The sequence below is a fragment of the Paenibacillus polymyxa genome (genome assembly GCF_001719045.1).
Classification (GTDB): domain Bacteria; phylum Bacillota; class Bacilli; order Paenibacillales; family Paenibacillaceae; genus Paenibacillus; species Paenibacillus polymyxa_B.
Map to the genome: position 1 here is coordinate 3,750,728 of NZ_CP015423.1, position 15,279 is coordinate 3,766,006.

General features: G+C 46.2%; 17 protein-coding genes. 13 read left to right on the forward strand and 4 right to left on the reverse strand.

What is annotated here, in order from left to right:
* Positions 1 to 155: 155 nt before the first annotated feature.
* The 3 genes from AOU00_RS16770 (at position 156) to AOU00_RS16780 (ending at position 3,277) form a co-directional block, all read left to right on the forward strand.
* Positions 156 to 1,175, forward strand: a complete 1,020-nt coding sequence (locus tag AOU00_RS16770) for a FecCD family ABC transporter permease (protein WP_420488441.1) — start codon at positions 156 to 158, stop codon at positions 1,173 to 1,175.
* The gene (locus AOU00_RS16775; RefSeq protein WP_069291133.1) at positions 1,175 to 2,200 is read left to right on the forward strand and encodes a FecCD family ABC transporter permease; all 1,026 of its coding nucleotides are present in this window, start codon (positions 1,175 to 1,177) and stop codon (positions 2,198 to 2,200) included. The genes AOU00_RS16770 and AOU00_RS16775 overlap by 1 nt, the downstream gene beginning before the upstream one ends.
* 129 nt (positions 2,201 to 2,329) lie before the next feature.
* Positions 2,330 to 3,277, forward strand: coding sequence for an ABC transporter substrate-binding protein (locus tag AOU00_RS16780; RefSeq protein WP_061830855.1), 948 nt, complete (start codon positions 2,330 to 2,332; stop codon positions 3,275 to 3,277).
* Between the two features lie 161 nt (positions 3,278 to 3,438).
* Here the strand turns inward: AOU00_RS16780 and AOU00_RS16785 are convergent, their stop codons facing one another.
* On the reverse strand, positions 3,439 to 3,870 hold the full coding sequence (locus AOU00_RS16785) for a hypothetical protein (protein ID WP_013308831.1): 432 nt from the start codon (positions 3,868 to 3,870) through the stop codon (positions 3,439 to 3,441).
* A gap of 196 nt (positions 3,871 to 4,066) precedes the next feature.
* Between AOU00_RS16785 and AOU00_RS16790 the strand changes: the two genes are divergently transcribed.
* From AOU00_RS16790 to AOU00_RS16800, 3 genes are all read left to right on the forward strand, one after another.
* Positions 4,067 to 4,366, forward strand: coding sequence for a hypothetical protein (locus AOU00_RS16790; RefSeq protein ID WP_013308832.1), 300 nt, complete (start codon positions 4,067 to 4,069; stop codon positions 4,364 to 4,366).
* A gap of 272 nt (positions 4,367 to 4,638) precedes the next feature.
* Positions 4,639 to 5,463 (forward strand): alpha/beta hydrolase, encoded by an 825-nt coding sequence (locus tag AOU00_RS16795; protein ID WP_061830854.1) that lies wholly within the window; start codon positions 4,639 to 4,641, stop codon positions 5,461 to 5,463.
* Positions 5,464 to 5,555: 92 nt separating this feature from the next.
* A complete protein-coding gene (locus tag AOU00_RS16800) occupies positions 5,556 to 6,347 on the forward strand; it encodes a dioxygenase family protein (protein ID WP_061830852.1) in 792 nt (263 codons plus the stop codon).
* 158 nt (positions 6,348 to 6,505) lie between these two features.
* On the opposite strand, the gene AOU00_RS16805 is transcribed toward AOU00_RS16800, so the two are convergent.
* Positions 6,506 to 7,024: a DoxX family membrane protein gene (locus tag AOU00_RS16805; protein WP_023987083.1), complete on the reverse strand. Its 519-nt coding sequence runs from the start codon at positions 7,022 to 7,024 to the stop codon at positions 6,506 to 6,508.
* A 249-nt stretch (positions 7,025 to 7,273) separates the two neighbouring features.
* On the opposite strand from AOU00_RS16805, the gene AOU00_RS16810 reads away from it, so the two are divergent.
* From AOU00_RS16810 to AOU00_RS16820, 3 genes are all read left to right on the forward strand, one after another.
* Entirely contained in the window at positions 7,274 to 8,368 is a 1,095-nt protein-coding gene (locus AOU00_RS16810) for a DUF3048 domain-containing protein (RefSeq protein WP_069291134.1), read from the forward strand.
* Positions 8,369 to 8,556: 188 nt separating this feature from the next.
* Positions 8,557 to 9,171 carry a DUF47 domain-containing protein gene (locus AOU00_RS16815; RefSeq protein ID WP_069291135.1) on the forward strand — a complete coding sequence of 205 codons (615 nt, stop codon included), beginning with the start codon at positions 8,557 to 8,559 and terminating at the stop codon, positions 9,169 to 9,171.
* Positions 9,172 to 9,185: 14 nt separating this feature from the next.
* Positions 9,186 to 10,175, forward strand: coding sequence for an inorganic phosphate transporter (locus tag AOU00_RS16820; RefSeq protein ID WP_039272398.1), 990 nt, complete (start codon positions 9,186 to 9,188; stop codon positions 10,173 to 10,175).
* Positions 10,176 to 10,207: 32 nt separating this feature from the next.
* On the opposite strand, the gene AOU00_RS26310 is transcribed toward AOU00_RS16820, so the two are convergent.
* Complete coding sequence (locus tag AOU00_RS26310) at positions 10,208 to 10,351, reverse strand: hypothetical protein (protein WP_155765244.1); 144 nt, start codon at positions 10,349 to 10,351, stop codon at positions 10,208 to 10,210.
* Positions 10,352 to 10,414: 63 nt separating this feature from the next.
* On the opposite strand from AOU00_RS26310, the gene AOU00_RS16825 reads away from it, so the two are divergent.
* The 4 genes from AOU00_RS16825 (at position 10,415) to corA (ending at position 14,548) form a co-directional block, all read left to right on the forward strand.
* Positions 10,415 to 11,863 (forward strand): amino acid ABC transporter substrate-binding protein/permease, encoded by a 1,449-nt coding sequence (locus AOU00_RS16825; RefSeq protein WP_023987086.1) that lies wholly within the window; start codon positions 10,415 to 10,417, stop codon positions 11,861 to 11,863.
* Complete coding sequence (locus AOU00_RS16830; protein WP_061830844.1) at positions 11,856 to 12,584, forward strand: amino acid ABC transporter ATP-binding protein; 729 nt, start codon at positions 11,856 to 11,858, stop codon at positions 12,582 to 12,584. Before AOU00_RS16825 ends, AOU00_RS16830 begins: the two co-directional genes overlap by 8 nt.
* 404 nt (positions 12,585 to 12,988) lie before the next feature.
* Positions 12,989 to 13,417: a GNAT family N-acetyltransferase gene (locus AOU00_RS16835; RefSeq protein ID WP_069291136.1), complete on the forward strand. Its 429-nt coding sequence runs from the start codon at positions 12,989 to 12,991 to the stop codon at positions 13,415 to 13,417.
* A gap of 171 nt (positions 13,418 to 13,588) precedes the next feature.
* Positions 13,589 to 14,548, forward strand: coding sequence for a magnesium/cobalt transporter CorA (gene corA, locus AOU00_RS16840; protein WP_061830842.1), 960 nt, complete (start codon positions 13,589 to 13,591; stop codon positions 14,546 to 14,548).
* A 6-nt stretch (positions 14,549 to 14,554) separates the two neighbouring features.
* On the opposite strand, the gene AOU00_RS16845 is transcribed toward corA, so the two are convergent.
* Positions 14,555 to 15,070: a hypothetical protein gene (locus AOU00_RS16845; RefSeq protein WP_061830840.1), complete on the reverse strand. Its 516-nt coding sequence runs from the start codon at positions 15,068 to 15,070 to the stop codon at positions 14,555 to 14,557.
* Positions 15,071 to 15,279 lie beyond the last annotated feature (209 nt).

Genomic DNA, 15,279 nt, shown 5'->3' on the forward strand with positions numbered 1-15,279 from the left:
ATGCTATTATGTATCAAGTTGATAATAATTATCATTATCGTTATGAAAGATGTGATGATTTTCAGGTACGGAGGGAGTGACCTCACCAAATGCAGTCTAAAGACAGCATGGACAAACATACAGATCTGACAGAGAGGGAAGTTCCTAAAGTAGTCATAACAGCACCTCCAGTTCTTCGAGCGGGTAGGATTCGGCAGGCGTTGTTGTTCACAGCTTCGGCAGTATTGTTGGCTTTGGCCATATTCGCCGCCATTTCTCTCGGAGCCAAGGACTTGACCGTAAGCACCGTGTGGTCGGCAGTATTTCACTATGATCGTTCGCTAATGACACATCAGATCATTCACGAGCTGAGATTACCGCGTGTACTGGGTGCAGCTGTTATTGGAGCTGCGCTGGCGGTGGCAGGCTCTCTGATTCAGGGTATTACACGCAACCCGCTGGGAGATACAGGTGTGCTGGGCATTAACGCAGGAGCGATGTTTGTAGTTGCTGTGAGTTTTGCCTTTTTCCCCAATCTACCTTATGGGACGTTAATTGTATTGTCGTTCCTGGGGGCGCTGATGAGTACCTTACTAGTATTTGGTCTGGGAGCATCTGCACCGGGAGGATTGACACCTATGAGATTGACGGTGTCTGGAGCTGTGACGGCTGCCTTGTTAGGTTCCATGACTTCGGGGATTGCGATTTATTTTGATCTAAGTCAGGATTTAGCCTTCTGGTATGCGGGTGGTGTAGCCGGGATTAAATGGTCGCAGCTTGAGATTCTTGCACCGATTTTACTTATGGTGATCGCCTGGTCTATGGGGCTGGCACGTTCCATTTCGCTGATTTCGATGGGCGATGAGGTGGCGTTAAACCTTGGGTTAAATCTCAGGCGTATCCGACTTTTGGGTCTGCTGACCGTGGTGGTACTGGCGGGACTGTCCGTATCGGCTGCCGGGGCCATCGGCTTTGTAGGTTTGGTTATCCCACATATTGCTCGCAAGCTGATCGGTGTGGATTATCGCCAGATTGTACCGTTGTCTGCGTTATTGGGAGCCGTGCTGCTGGTGCTGGCTGATTTGGGAGCGAGAATGGCGAATCCGCCGGAGGAGCTAGCTATCGGAATTATGGTGTCTTTTATCGGAGTGCCCTTTTTCCTCTTTCTCGCCCGTAAGGAAAGGAGGGATTTGTAGTGAGTCGCTCTTTAGGGACCGGGGATACAAGAACGACAAAGGCTTGGCTCGTCTGTTTGGTATTGGCGGGAATCAGCTTTGTTGTCATTGTTCTGGGTTTGAATACCGGAACCATTCGTATTCCACCGCTACGCGTGCTGGATACGTTGTTTGGCGGTGGCAGTGGACGTGATCATATTGTTCTGTTCGAGTATCGTTTGCCTCGTATCGTTGTAACGGTGCTGGCTGGAGCGGGACTAGGCGCAGCCGGGGCGGTCATGCAAGGCTTGTCACGGAACGCACTCGCTGATCCCGGAGTTCTGGGACTTCACGCAGGGGCAGCGTTGGGGCTGGTAATGTTCGTTAGCTTTTTTCGCGATCTGGACGGATCAGCCGCCGTTCTGATCCCCTTGTTTACCTTTGCAGGAGGTGTCATTGCGGCCGTGCTGATTGTTTTGTTGTCCTATAGCCGCAACAGAGGAATCGTGCCCGTGCGTCTGATTTTGTCCGGCATCGGTGTAGCCTCGGGTCTTAGCGCCATAACGCTGTATTGGTCGTTGCGGCTAGATGAGGATACGTACGCATTTACTGCACGTTGGTTGGCTGGCAGCGTTTGGGGCCGGGATTGGATACATGCAGCGGCTTTGCTGCCTTGGATTGTCATTGTACTGCCCTACGTTCTGTCGCAGACGCGCAGTCTGAACAACCTGTCGTTGGGCGACGAGACCGCAGCTGGAATCGGCACAAGTGTGAAGCGGCAGCGCCTATTACTGCTGGGCGCAGCCGTGGCTCTATCCAGTGCCAGCGTATCCATGGCCGGAGGCATCGGTTTTATTGGGCTGATTGCACCTCATCTGGCTCGCCGTCTGGTTGGGCCGATGTACCAGCATTTGCTGCCAGTAGCTTGTTTGGTCGGGGTCGTCATTCTGGTCACCGCAGATACGATTGGGCGTTCGGTGTTTCAGCCGAATGCGATTCCCGCAGGTGTGGTGGTTGCTGTGGTAGGGGCTCCGTATTTTTTATTCCTGCTGTCCCGAACAAAATGACAGAAGGAATAGATACATATGAAATCATATGGTACAAATGATACAACCCGCTGAAATTAATAACTGAGTAGAAGCCTTCTATATTGATCATTATAATGTAGAGTTTCTGTGGCATAGGAGAGAGTAATCATGAGAAAGCACAAATTTGAGGGTTCAGGTTTTAAACGTTCATGGATAGTCACAACTCTTGTTGTATGCATGATCATGTTGTCCGCTTGCGGTCAAGCAGCCGACAAGCAGGCTACCGATACGAAAGCGGCTGGCAGTGCGCAGACAACCATTAGTGCGGATTCGCGTATTGCTTCGATGTCTATTCATTTGACGAACAACCTGCTGGCATTGGGCATTACTCCGGCTGGTTCGGTCATTGGCGGAGATGTGAAGGATTTTCTGCCCCATGTAAAAGATCGTCTTCAAAATACCCGTAAGCTAGGTGTTGTCACAGACCCGGATATGGAAGCGGTACTGGAGCTTCAACCTGATCATATTTTCTTGGATAAAAAATATTCGGGAACCGATGTGGCCAAGTTTGAAAAAATTGCGCCAACCGAAGTTTTTGATCTGGATGAAGGCACATGGAAGGATCAATTAAAAAAAATATCCGTTATGGTCAAACATGAAGCACAGGCAGACGCATTTCTAAAAGACTATGATACACAGAAGGAACGAGTCAAAAAGCTGATTCATTCAAAAATTGGGGACGGAACGGTTATGGCTGTACGTGTGACGGCGAAAGAGGTCCGTGTTATGGGGATGAAGCGTCCGGTAGGACCGCTGTTGTATCAGGACTTGGGCTTGAAGCCAGCCAAAGGTGTAGAAAAGATCAACAAGGCTTATCAGGTTGTTTCCCAAGAGGTTTTACCGGATTATGATGCTGATGCGATCCTTGTTATCATCAGTAAAGGCGCGGATGCCCAAAAGGTATACAAGCAGCTGGAAGGAAATACAGTATGGCAAGGTCTCAAGGCGGTGAAGCAAGGGCATGTCTACATGTTGGACGGACAACCTTGGCTGGACTATTCCGCGATGGGACATAAAATTGCTCTGGATAATGCAGAACAACTATTTTCCAAATAAGTTCTAAAGTATATCAAGCCGTATTCCCCCATGGAGCTTCTTGTAGGCCAGGAATACGGCTTTTTGGCGCACACCCCAGCTGTAAGTCGGTTGCCTGATCGAAATGAAAAGGAGCTGCTGCGATCCAAAATGAGGCAGCTCCATATAATGAGAATTGCGGGCTATGAACGTTTTTTACGCAGAAAAATCGGTTTGAGTCCAATAAATCCAATGGCGGCGAGAATTAAATTCACCCAAGGTGAGATTCTGAATACTGGCAGTACACTGCGCAGCGCCAGTCCGGCGACAAGAATCACGACAACTAACACAACATACATCAAGATGGATTTAAGATTCATCTGGGGCTTTACAGGGGCATGGTCTGGTTGTTGTGTCTCCTCGCCTTCTTCGGGACGGTCCATAAAATTCATCAGAGCTTCAACGAGTAGAATGGCTCCTGCGGCGATGATGATAAGGGTGGATAGGCTGATTTTTTCAAAGGGTTTGATATCCCCACCTGTAAAGGTGACAAACCATCCGATAATTGCCTGTGTCAAGAAAAACATAGACAAGGCAATCCATGCAATAAGCGTATAATTTTTTGCTTTATTCATTTCTTCCTCCTGCTTTATGAGCGTATCCCGGGCTGATGGAACCGCCATTTCGTAACAAAGACAGTATACGTGAGGAAGCGTCGGATGGCAAAAGACTTTATCTATAAAATGTATATTACCGCTGCATTCTCCTCAAACTGGATACAGGGTGAGCACATAGAGCAACCTGAATATAAACGTTAAGGGGTGTGGCATCATGAAACTGGAGAACCAGGCAGATTATTCAGTCCAAAAACGACTGGCAAACGCTTCGAACGGGAATAGCGGGGTGGCCTCGTCTACAAATGTGAGTCACCGGAGCGTTCAAGGATCATCTCCAACGTACCGTATACTGGACGATATCGAAGTGGCTGAGGATACAGAATTTGCGGGTGAACTAGGTGCACAGAACTACCGCAGCCTGTGGCATGAGGATGAACATAACGGCGCCTCTTGTAAGCTGGAGTGGGAGGGACGAACGGAGACCCACCAAATGTTTAGGAACAGCTACGAATAACGAATGTCTACTTTAATGTAGTGGATTCACTCTAATAAATGTAGTATAGCGTTCTCCGGAATCGCATCGGGGAGCGCTATTTGTTTACTTTTTTTACGATGTGAACTGACAGGTTGACAAGGAAGCAGGGCGATGATAGACTGACTTTATTATAAAATCTTATTAATCTTATCGGAATTAAAGTGAATGAATATCCTGGATGGATATTCCACGTTACGATATGAGTTTGAATTCATAAATGTGTAGTGAAGCTTGAAACAGGGGGAATCAGGATGGAACGGCAAATTGGAATTCGCTTTGAACATGAAGAACTGGCAGCAACAATTCATTATCCAAACCGTACAAATGAGGGAGATCGTCAGAAAAGGGTTCCTCTCGTTGTTATATGTCACGGTTTTGTAGGCAATCGTATCGGAGTAGATCGATTATTCGTCAAGACTGCGCGTGAACTGGCCGAAGGGGGATACTTTGTCCTGCGCTTTGATTTTGCCGGTTGTGGAGAAAGCACGGGGGAATATGGCAAGCAGGGGTTAGAGTCCATGATTAATCAGACACGTACCGTGTTGGATTACGCTGTCAATTGCGCGGACATTGACCCGACCAAGGTGACGCTGATCGGTCACAGTCTGGGGGGCGCGGTAGCCCTTCTCACAGCCGTACGGGACAAGAGAGTACAAAATCTGGTTCTTTGGTCCGCAGTGGGCTATCCGTTCAACGACATTGTCAAAATTACGGAGCGAAGCGTGTACGATGAGTCTGTTAAAACTGGTCATGCCGACTATTTGGGCTATAAGTTTACGCCTGCTTATTTTGAGTCGTTAGCTCAATTTCAGCCGTTCCAGGAGGCCGTTAAATTTAACGGAGATGTGCTCGTTGTTCATGGCACCTCGGATGATATTATTCCTGTGGATTATGCATTTCTGTTTCAAAAGATATTCTGGATGCGTCCAGAGGGACGCTGTGATAAAGAGATTATTTTCCAGGGAGATCACACTTTCTCGTCAGGTAAAGAGCGTCAACGGCTGATTGATCGGACGCTTGAATGGCTGGATGAACAGGAAAATATTCAACGGGATTGGCAGCACTGGATGATCTGATTTCAGTGTGTAACGGATTGTATTGGAAATTGCGCCTCCGCCGGAGTAAAATGGAAGAGTAACACTATACTGGCGTGTGGAGGTTGGCAGCGATGACATTACCCTCAATTTTTGTTGCGCATGGTTCACCGACACTGGCTGTAGAAAATAACGCATATACCAGCTTTCTTGCAAAGCTGGGCGCGAGCCTGCCCCGACCCAAAGGAATTGTCATTTTTTCCGCGCATTGGGATAGCCCCGATCAATGTATTGGCGCGGATGATCAGCATGCAGCGTTGCACGATTTCTATGGCTTTCCCGAAGAAATGTACTCAATTGATTACCCTGCACCAGGCGATCCCAAGCTGTATGAGGAGATAGAGCATCTGTTCAGTCAGCATAACCTGTTCCACCAGCCTGTTCGGAACCGAGGACTGGATCATGGAGCATGGGTGGTTTTGCGGCATATATATCCTGATGCAGACATACCGGTCGTACCCTTATCCATTGATTCTCGGCGCGCTCCCCAGGAGCAATACGAGATTGGGCGGATGCTGGCGCCGTTGCGAAAACAAGGAATTTTGATTATCGGTAGCGGTGGATTGGTCCACAACTTGCGGACACTCAAGCAGACGAGTGAGCCAGCTGATTGGGCCGTTCAATATGATGACTGGATTGCACAGCAGCTTCAAGACTGGAATTTGCGTCACCTATTCCAATATGACAAGAAGGCTCCATATGCCAAACAGGCGGTACCTTCTTATGGAATAGAGCATTTTTCACCTTTGTTTTATGCGATGGGGGCTGCGGATCATGAGCGCTCCGCGCGTAAGCTTTTTCAATCGTATGTCCTTGGCTCGTTAAGTCTCAATTGTTGGGCTTTTGGTCAAGAAAGTGATACGTAAATGTAAAAAAAGAACTTCCGAATCCACATGGTGTGTGGGAATGGAAGTTCTTTTGTGTATTTTGCGTCTTCGATTAATTAGAAGGCACGTGTATCGTGAGCATAACAGCGCAAAAAAAATAACCATTATCCCGGAGGATAACGGTTATTTTGGGATGGTTAAGCTATTTTTCGACTAGGGTCCGCTGGAAAGGTATCTTTATTTTTACGAAACAGTCCACGCAGGAAGGGCAGTACCCAACGGTCAAAGCCAATTCTTCCGGCATTTGCACCAGCAACTACAAGGAAGATTTCAAACAGCAGGTAGATTGCATTGGTGCTTACTGTACCCGAGAACAGGAACGAGAAGTTCATAACCATAGCCATCAAAGCAGCCAGTGTAGTCAATGTACCGAGAAGCAGGCCAACCCCGACCAAGAACTCACCCAATGGGATCAGGACGTTGAACAAACCTACATTCGGCAGGGCAAAGGCTTCCAGGAACGATCCCCACCAGCCTTGTACAGCGGGATGGTCTCCACCTGTTTTAGCAATGGCCCCCGAGATAAATCCGCCTGCATCGAATCCACCTGTCAGCTTTTCAAGTCCGTGGGTCATCCATTCATAACCTAGATAAACCCGTACTACAGTCAGCAACCACATTGCGACTTTGTTTTCACGCAACCAGCTGTTAAACATTCAAACCACTCCTCTTTCTTAATCTATAATGTTGGTTGTATTTCATTTTGTTGGGGATGATCATCTTTGCTACACCTTTATTGTAGTAGGTTCAGTTACAGTTATTTGTGATAAAAATCACAAAGTCTGAATATTTTTTAAATTTTAATGTCTTTAGATAAGTATTCTATAGAGTGGTTACGCTTCAATCAAGACAAAAACAGGAAATAAAGCTTATAATGAGAAAAATAACTAAGTGGAGGGATGAACTTGTCCGGGCCCATTTCCCAACGAAATCATTGGTTGCGTGTGATGGCCTCAGCTCTGTTATGCATGACGCTGATGTCTTGTACTGCTATGTCGAATACGGGTGAATCTGATTCCGTTCCCCAACCGACCAAGCAAGTAACAGAGAAGGAGGCGCTTGAACCGCCGAAGGAGCAGTCTATTCCGGCATTTACAGCTCCGCTTACCGGTCTTCCGGTGGAGCAGCCTGTTTTGGAGCGGCCGCTCGCTGTCATGATTAACAATGCTCCGGCTGCACGTCCACAGGCAGGACTTAGCCAGGCAGACATGGTATATGAAGTTCTTGCAGAAGGCGGGATTACCCGTCTGGTCGCTTTTTTCCAAAGTCATGGTGGAGATGTAAAGATCGGACCGGTCCGTAGCATTCGACCGTATTTGATTGAGCTGGGCGAAACCTATGGTGCGTTGCCTATACACGCAGGGGGAAGCACAGATGCCTATGCGATTTTACAGCAGCAGCGGAAGGAACATCTGGATGAGATTTCAAATGGAGGGGCTTACTTCTGGCGAAGCAAAGATCGTCGTCCTCCACATAATTTATACACAGACGTGAACAGACTGCGCAAAGGAAGCGATAGTAAAGGGTATGCCAAGCATACGGACGTTCCAGTATATTCTTACCTTAAATCCGGTGAAACCCCAGTTATGGTGGACGAGACAGTAGCATCTTTGCAAATTCGGTTTTTGCTTAAAAGCTATCGGGTATCTTATACCTATGATCCAGCAAATCAACAATATAAGCGTTTTGTGAACGAAAAGTCACATGTGGATCAAAATAATAACCAACAGCTCTCAGCAGCCAATGTTATTGTAATGAGCGCTAGACATCGAACGTTGGATGATGTGGGCAGATTAAGTGTTGAGCTGGACGGCAGTGGAGAGGCCATGGTGTTTCAACAAGGACAGTTAATACAGGCTGAGTGGCAGCATACACCAGGCGATGCGATTCGTTTTATGAAAAATGGGGTTGAAATCCCGTTAACGCCAGGTACATCCTATATACATGTGGTACCTGCAGATACTTCACTAAAGGAACATGTAACCATAGCAGCAAATTAGAAAACGAAATACACCTTTTTAGGAAAAAATTGTCGGATAATGACCTTCCATGTCGGGCACTGTATACGTATGTCGTGAAATTTGCTTTTACAAACATTACAAAAACATTGATGAGTGTGATAAGATAGCAAAGGTTGTCTATTGCAGTCGAAACAGGTTGCGGATATTTTCGTAAAGGGGTAATCGTTATGAGATTGAAGAAAAAGGATATATTCTTCGAGACGTTGGAAAATATGGCAGATACGATCGTGCAAGCAGCCGATTATTTTGCCCAACATACTTCAAATCTTCAGGATGTGACTTTGTTTACAAATGAAATGAAGAAGTATGAAAATAAGTGTGATGATTACACACACACGATTATTACTGAGCTGAACAAGACCTTCATTACGCCGTTGGAACGCGACGACATCATGGAACTGACAACAACCATGGATGATGTGTTGGACGGTCTTGAAGCGACGGCTTCTCGTTTTTATATGTACAACATTACGGAGCCGGACGAGTATATTGTGCAGTTCGCTGATATTCTGCGTCAATCATCTTACGAAATTCAGAAAGCTGTACATTTGCTTTCGCAGAAAAAATTGCTGGCCATTCGTGAATACACTATTCGCCTGAATGATTTGGAAAATCAGGGGGATGAATTATTGCGTATATGCATCAAAAACCTGTTTGCAACTGTAACTGACCCTATTGAACTGATTAAACGCAAAGAATTGTACGAACGCCTTGAAACGACAACGGATTCATGCGAGGATGTTGCAAATATGCTGGAATCCATCATTATGCGTAACTCGTAAGGGAGTCCTTTTACATGGATACAAGTTTACTGGTATTGGGTATTGTTATTTTTCTTGCTCTGGCATTTGACTTTATTAATGGTTTTCATGATACGGCGAACGCGATTGCAACTTCGGTATCGACCCGTGCATTGACCCCGCGACGTGCGATTATTATGGCTGCGGTCATGAACTTTCTCGGGGCAATATTGTTTACAGGCGTTGCGAAGACCATTGGTGGAAGTGTCGCTGATCCAACCAAGCTTACGAATGGAATTGATATCGTCATTGCGACGCTGATCGCTGCGATTATCTGGAACCTCTTAACCTGGTGGTTCGGTATTCCTTCATCCTCTTCTCATGCACTAATTGGTGCATTGGCTGGAGCGGTGTATGTAGGTGCGGGATCGGATAAATTAAACTGGAGCGGCTTCATCGGGATTGTCGAAGGACTTATTTTCTCCCCGTTGATTGCTTTTGTTGTCGGTTACATCGTGATGATAATTTTAAAATACATCTTCGCTCGTCGTAGTCCGCATACGGTAAACAAAGGGTTTCGTACAATGCAGGTCATTACGGCAGCGCTTCAGTCGTTCACGCATGGTACGAATGATGCTCAAAAGGCGATGGGGATTATTACATTCGCACTCGTTTCGGCGGGGTATCAGGACCATTTGGAAGTACCCATGTGGGTGAAAATTTCAGCCGCAACAGCCATGGCGCTGGGTACGTCTATCGGGGGCTGGAAAATCATCAAGACGATGGGAACCAAGATTTTTAAAATCGAGCCAATTAACGGATTCGCAGCCGACATTTCGGGAGCCTCTGTTATTTTCACAGCTACATTGCTTCATTTGCCCGTAAGTACCACTCATGCCATTACTTCGGCTATTTTGGGTGTGGGTTCTGCGAAGCGTTTTTCCGCTGTGCGTTGGTCGCTGGCCGGTCGAATTATTATTACTTGGGTGATAACGATACCGATTGCTGCGCTGTTATCTGGATTGATTTTCAAAATTCTTTTCTAGTTCATTATTATTTCTTGAAAAATAGGTACACACTATAGAATACACAATAAGCTTCCGTCCGCTTTTTGCGGCAGGGGCTTATTGGCATTCTGGGGCAAAACGGCTTCTTCAAAGTTTACACCTCCAGATAGTTCCATGAAATGTTTTTCAAAAATACCTGACATCAAAGTAGTCAATTTTTAATAACTCCTGTAGAATAAACAGAAAACTTTGAACCGTTCAACTGACTGGAGGAAATTATGCAAAAATCTAGAAAACTAATAGCACTCATGATTTGTTTGTTTTTTGTGGTTGCCCTGGCTGGTAATTTCGGTGTAGTGGCACATGCAGAAAATAAAACAAAGTATGATATCGGCACGGATACAACGTTCGCGCCTTTTGAGTTTGAAGATGTAGATGGTAAATTTGTCGGAATCGACATGGATTTGCTGGCAGCTATTGCCAAGGATCAGAATTTTGAATATACGATTAAGCCTCTTGGCTTTAACGCGGCAGTGCAGGCCCTTGAAACGAATCAAGTGGATGGTGTCATTGCCGGGATGAGTATTACCGATGAACGTAAGCGGAAATTTGATTTTTCCGAGCCTTATTTTGATTCAGGCGTCGTCATGGCGGTCCGCAAGGATAATGATACGGTTAAACGCTATGAGGACTTGAAAGGACAGCGTGTCGCTGTCAAAACAGGAACGGAAGGTTACACATTCGCAGAATCGATTAAGGCCAAATACGGCTTTACTACAGTACCGTTCGATGATTCTTCTCAAATGTATGATGAAGTCAAAACAGGTAATTCGGTTGCCTGCTTTGATGACTATCCGGTACTGGCATATGGTGTAAACCAGAATAACGGCCTTAAGCTGGTAACAGATAAGGAAAAAGGTGCTTCTTACGGGTTTGCTGTTAACCAAGGCAAGAACCAGGAGTTGCTGGAGAAATTTAATGCAGGGCTTGTTAATCTGCGCAATAGCGGGGAATACGATAAAATTTTGGCCAAATATCTTGGCGAATCGGGCAAAGGTGTGGCGCCTGTAGAGACCAGCCGCTGGGGACTGATTTCCGCTTCGCTGCCTTCGCTGATTAAGGGCATGGGAAATACGTTGCTGTACACACTTGTATCTTTACTCGTAGCCTTTATCCTAGGGTTGGTGTTTGGCTTTATGAAAGTAAGCCATAACAAGGTGTTCCGTGGTATTGCAACTGTATTCGTCGATATATTCCGCGGTATTCCGCTGATCGTGCTCGCTTTCTTTATTTACTTTGGTATTCCACAGGCACTGGATTTCAAAATGCCGCTTTTTGTCGCGGCTGTACTGACATTATCCCTGAATGCGGGTGCGTATGTAACTGAGATTATCCGTGGTGGTATTCAGTCCATTGATCCGGGACAAATGGAAGCAGCTCGTTCGCTTGGTCTACCCTATCGGACGGCTATGCTTAAAATCATTTTGCCACAAGCTGTGAAAATCATGATCCCGTCGTTTATCAATCAGTTGGTTATTACGTTGAAGGATACGTCCATTTTGTCTGTTATCGGTCTGGTCGAGTTGACCCAATCGGGTAAGATCATTATTGCGCGGACATTCCAATCCTTTGATATTTGGCTGGTAGTAGCGGTGATGTATCTTATCGTCATTACAGTTCTGACCAAAATTTCCAACCGTCTCGAAGGGAGAGTTCGCCGTGGGTAAAATTATCGTTAAAAACCTGAAAAAAAGCTATGGTAGTAATCAAGTATTAAAGGGCATCGATATGCAAGTACGTGAAGGCGAGGTTGTTTGTGTCATTGGCCCCTCTGGTTCGGGAAAAAGTACGTTTTTGCGTTGTATGAACATGCTTGAAGAAATTACCGCAGGTGAGGTCATTGTGGATGACTACAACTTGAGTGACAAAAACGTGGACATTAACAAAGTCCGTGAAAATATAGGTATGGTATTTCAACATTTTAATTTGTTTCCGCATATGACCGTGCTCAAGAACATTATGTTCGCGCCGACTGAACTGGGGAAACAGTCCAAGGCAGAGGCCCGGGAAACGGCTATGAAGCTGCTGGATCGTGTAGGTTTGGCCGATAAGGCAGATGCACTGCCAGGACAGCTTTCCGGCGGTCAGAAGCAGCGTGTGGCGATTGCACGTGCGCTGGCAATGAATCCAGACATTATGCTGTTCGACGAGCCGACCTCGGCGCTTGATCCTGAAATGGTAGGCGAAGTGCTGGGCGTAATGAAAGATCTGGCGCGTGAAGGCATGACGATGATGATCGTAACGCATGAGATGGGTTTTGCACGCGAAGTAAGCGACCGTGTTGTGTTTATGGACGGTGGTTACATCGTAGAAGAAGGAACGCCACAAGAGGTATTTGGTAATCCGAAAAACGAGCGGACTATTAGTTTCTTGGAAAAGGTATTGTAAGAGGATTAAAAGTGAGGCAGGGTTTGTGTTTGTAGGCGGGGATCTCGTTGTGAGACGCTCCGCGATCCATTTGATCTTTCGATCGCTGTTGCCCCTGAATTTTTGGATTGTATAGGACCTTATAAGGTGAAAATTCAGAGGCAAAGGCGAACGCTGCCGCTTCTACAGATTCAAATGGACCGCTACGCTACTGCCGCTAAACCCGCTCCTTCTTGTTCTTGCAAAAGTCTGTCCCATTCATTCGGGGGAGCAGGAGGAGGAATTAGCACATCGCTTTGATTGCTGCGTCGAGGGAAATAGCGAGACAAGCAACATATGACTGCGTAATGGCGCTTGTGTACATCTCTATAGAGCGCGAGTGATTTTCATTTTTGATGTTTATTTTCATAAATGGAGGGCTTGCTTTGAAGATAAGGACTGCTCATCATGAGGATATTCCGGCTTTGGCTTATCTAATGGAGGAGCTTGGTTATCCTACGACTGTAGAAGATATGAAGATGAGATATGATCGTATCGCTTCTGACCCTAACTACCATACTCTGGTGGCTGAAGATGAAGGGGAAGTCGTTGGGATGGTTGGACTACATGCTGGTAACTTTTATGAAAGAAATGAAGATTACGCGCGTATCGTCGTTTTTGTGATGGATTCAAAACATCGTAATAAAGGCATCGGGAAGGCGTTAAATGAGGAAGCGGAAGCTTGGGCTAAAGAGAACGGGTTGGTTGCCATTGCTTTGAACAGTGGTAATCGAAGTGAGCGACAGGATGCTCATCATTTTTATCGCCGATTAGGATATGAAGCGACAAGCACAGGATTTGTAAAAAAGATTTAATTTATAATGAATTGATTATTTTATAAGGATATCTTGGGAGGCATGTTGGCCTGGAGATATCCTTTTCTTTATTAAAAGGAATACAGGACTTGAGATTGGTATAATGTTAATTGGCTTATATAAAATATAAATAACATAACAGACGCGAAGTGTAAGCGAGGGGGACGTACGGTGATACGTACATTGACTATAGGTCATGATCATCAGGTAACAGTGGGAAAACCATTGGATCAGATCGTCATGGAGGATTACATATGGATGTGGGTAGATTTTAGCGAGCCTACAGATCGAGAGACGGAGCTGCTGACGAGTTACTTTCATTTTCACCCATTGGCTGTGGAGGATTGTATGCATGTTCTGCAACGTCCCAAATTGGATTATTACGAGGATGTGCAGTTTCTGGTCGTGCATGCGCTTGATGTAGATACGTTAGCTGCGGAAGAAGTGGATATGTTTATTAGCAGTCGTTTTTTGGTTACATATCACCATCATGAGTTAGAGGAGCTGGATCAAGCCTGGGAGCGGATTGTCCAGCATGCGAATGAACGTAAAATATGGTCGCGAGGGCCGCTGTCTGCAGCCTACACGGTGATGGACAAGCTGGTAGATAACTATTTTCCGAGCCTTTTTATGATTGAGGATGAATTGGCCGAGCTGGAGGGCTTGGGCGGTCGCGAATCCGTAGAGGAATTAATGAAGCAGGTGTTTGACCTGCGTGGCAGGCTGCTCAAGCTACGCCGTACCATCGTACCCATGCGTGATCTGATGTACCGAGTTTTGAATTCGCAGCATGTGCAGGGCCAAGGAGATCATATGGCTTATTTTACCGATATATATGATCATTTATTGAAGCTGACAGACATGCTGGAGGCCGACCGCGAGATGACAGCCGACCTGAGGGACAGTTATATATCGCTCAATTCCAATCGCATGAATTCAATTATGAAGACGCTGACCGTAATTACGACCGTCTTTATGCCCTTGACGCTGATTGCAGGAATTTATGGTATGAATTTTTCGAATATGCCCGAGTTGACCTGGAAATATGGATATTTTGGTGTACTGTTCTTCATGTTTTTGTTGAGTGTTGCAATGGTGGTCTGGTTTATGCGCCGTGGCTGGTTCAAATAGTATAGTCTACTTTCTTTTGCGCTTGCGCGGACGTCTGCGCGGGGTAGTGGTGCTTTTGCGCTGCGTCTTTTTCCGGCGTGGGCGTGGTGGTGTGTATTCATCCAATTCCTCGGTGATATCTGTGGCAGAATTTTTGCTCGCGGATTTGCCGAATGCTGGGAGCGAGCCCATAATCAGCTTCGCCATTGGAGCAAATTGCTGCACACTAGACATAACCTTTTGCACCTTGCCGACCGTAGCAACAATTCCATCAATGCCACCCATACGGTCAATGAAGCCTTTGATTTCGTTGAGATTACCGAGGTTGCCAAGACCCCCAAGCAGTCCTCCTTTGGCTGGAACCGGGTCTGGTGTGACCACGGCAGAATCCGTAATACTCGCTGGCGCCTCGTAAGGAACCAGCCCGGAAGAACCGGCTTGCGGAACCTCGTTGTATGGATCGAGTCCGGGATAAGGAGATGAACTATACGGATCGGAAAGGGAACGCTGTAGCGGCCTCCGATGATAGTAGTGTCCAGGCATGAGATCACATTCCTTTGCAGGTTGATACTCTACTGTATGTTACAAACGCACAGTGGGTTTAGGCGCGTGTCCCGAAATCAGGTATAAAAGCGGATTTGGGCATTCGTACGGTACGTTTCTATGGTCATAATGTTGTTCTGTAATGCGTGAAACCGTTAATGCTTGAAAAACCGACTATTCCTCGGGTACAATGAGGAGAGATCGTAACC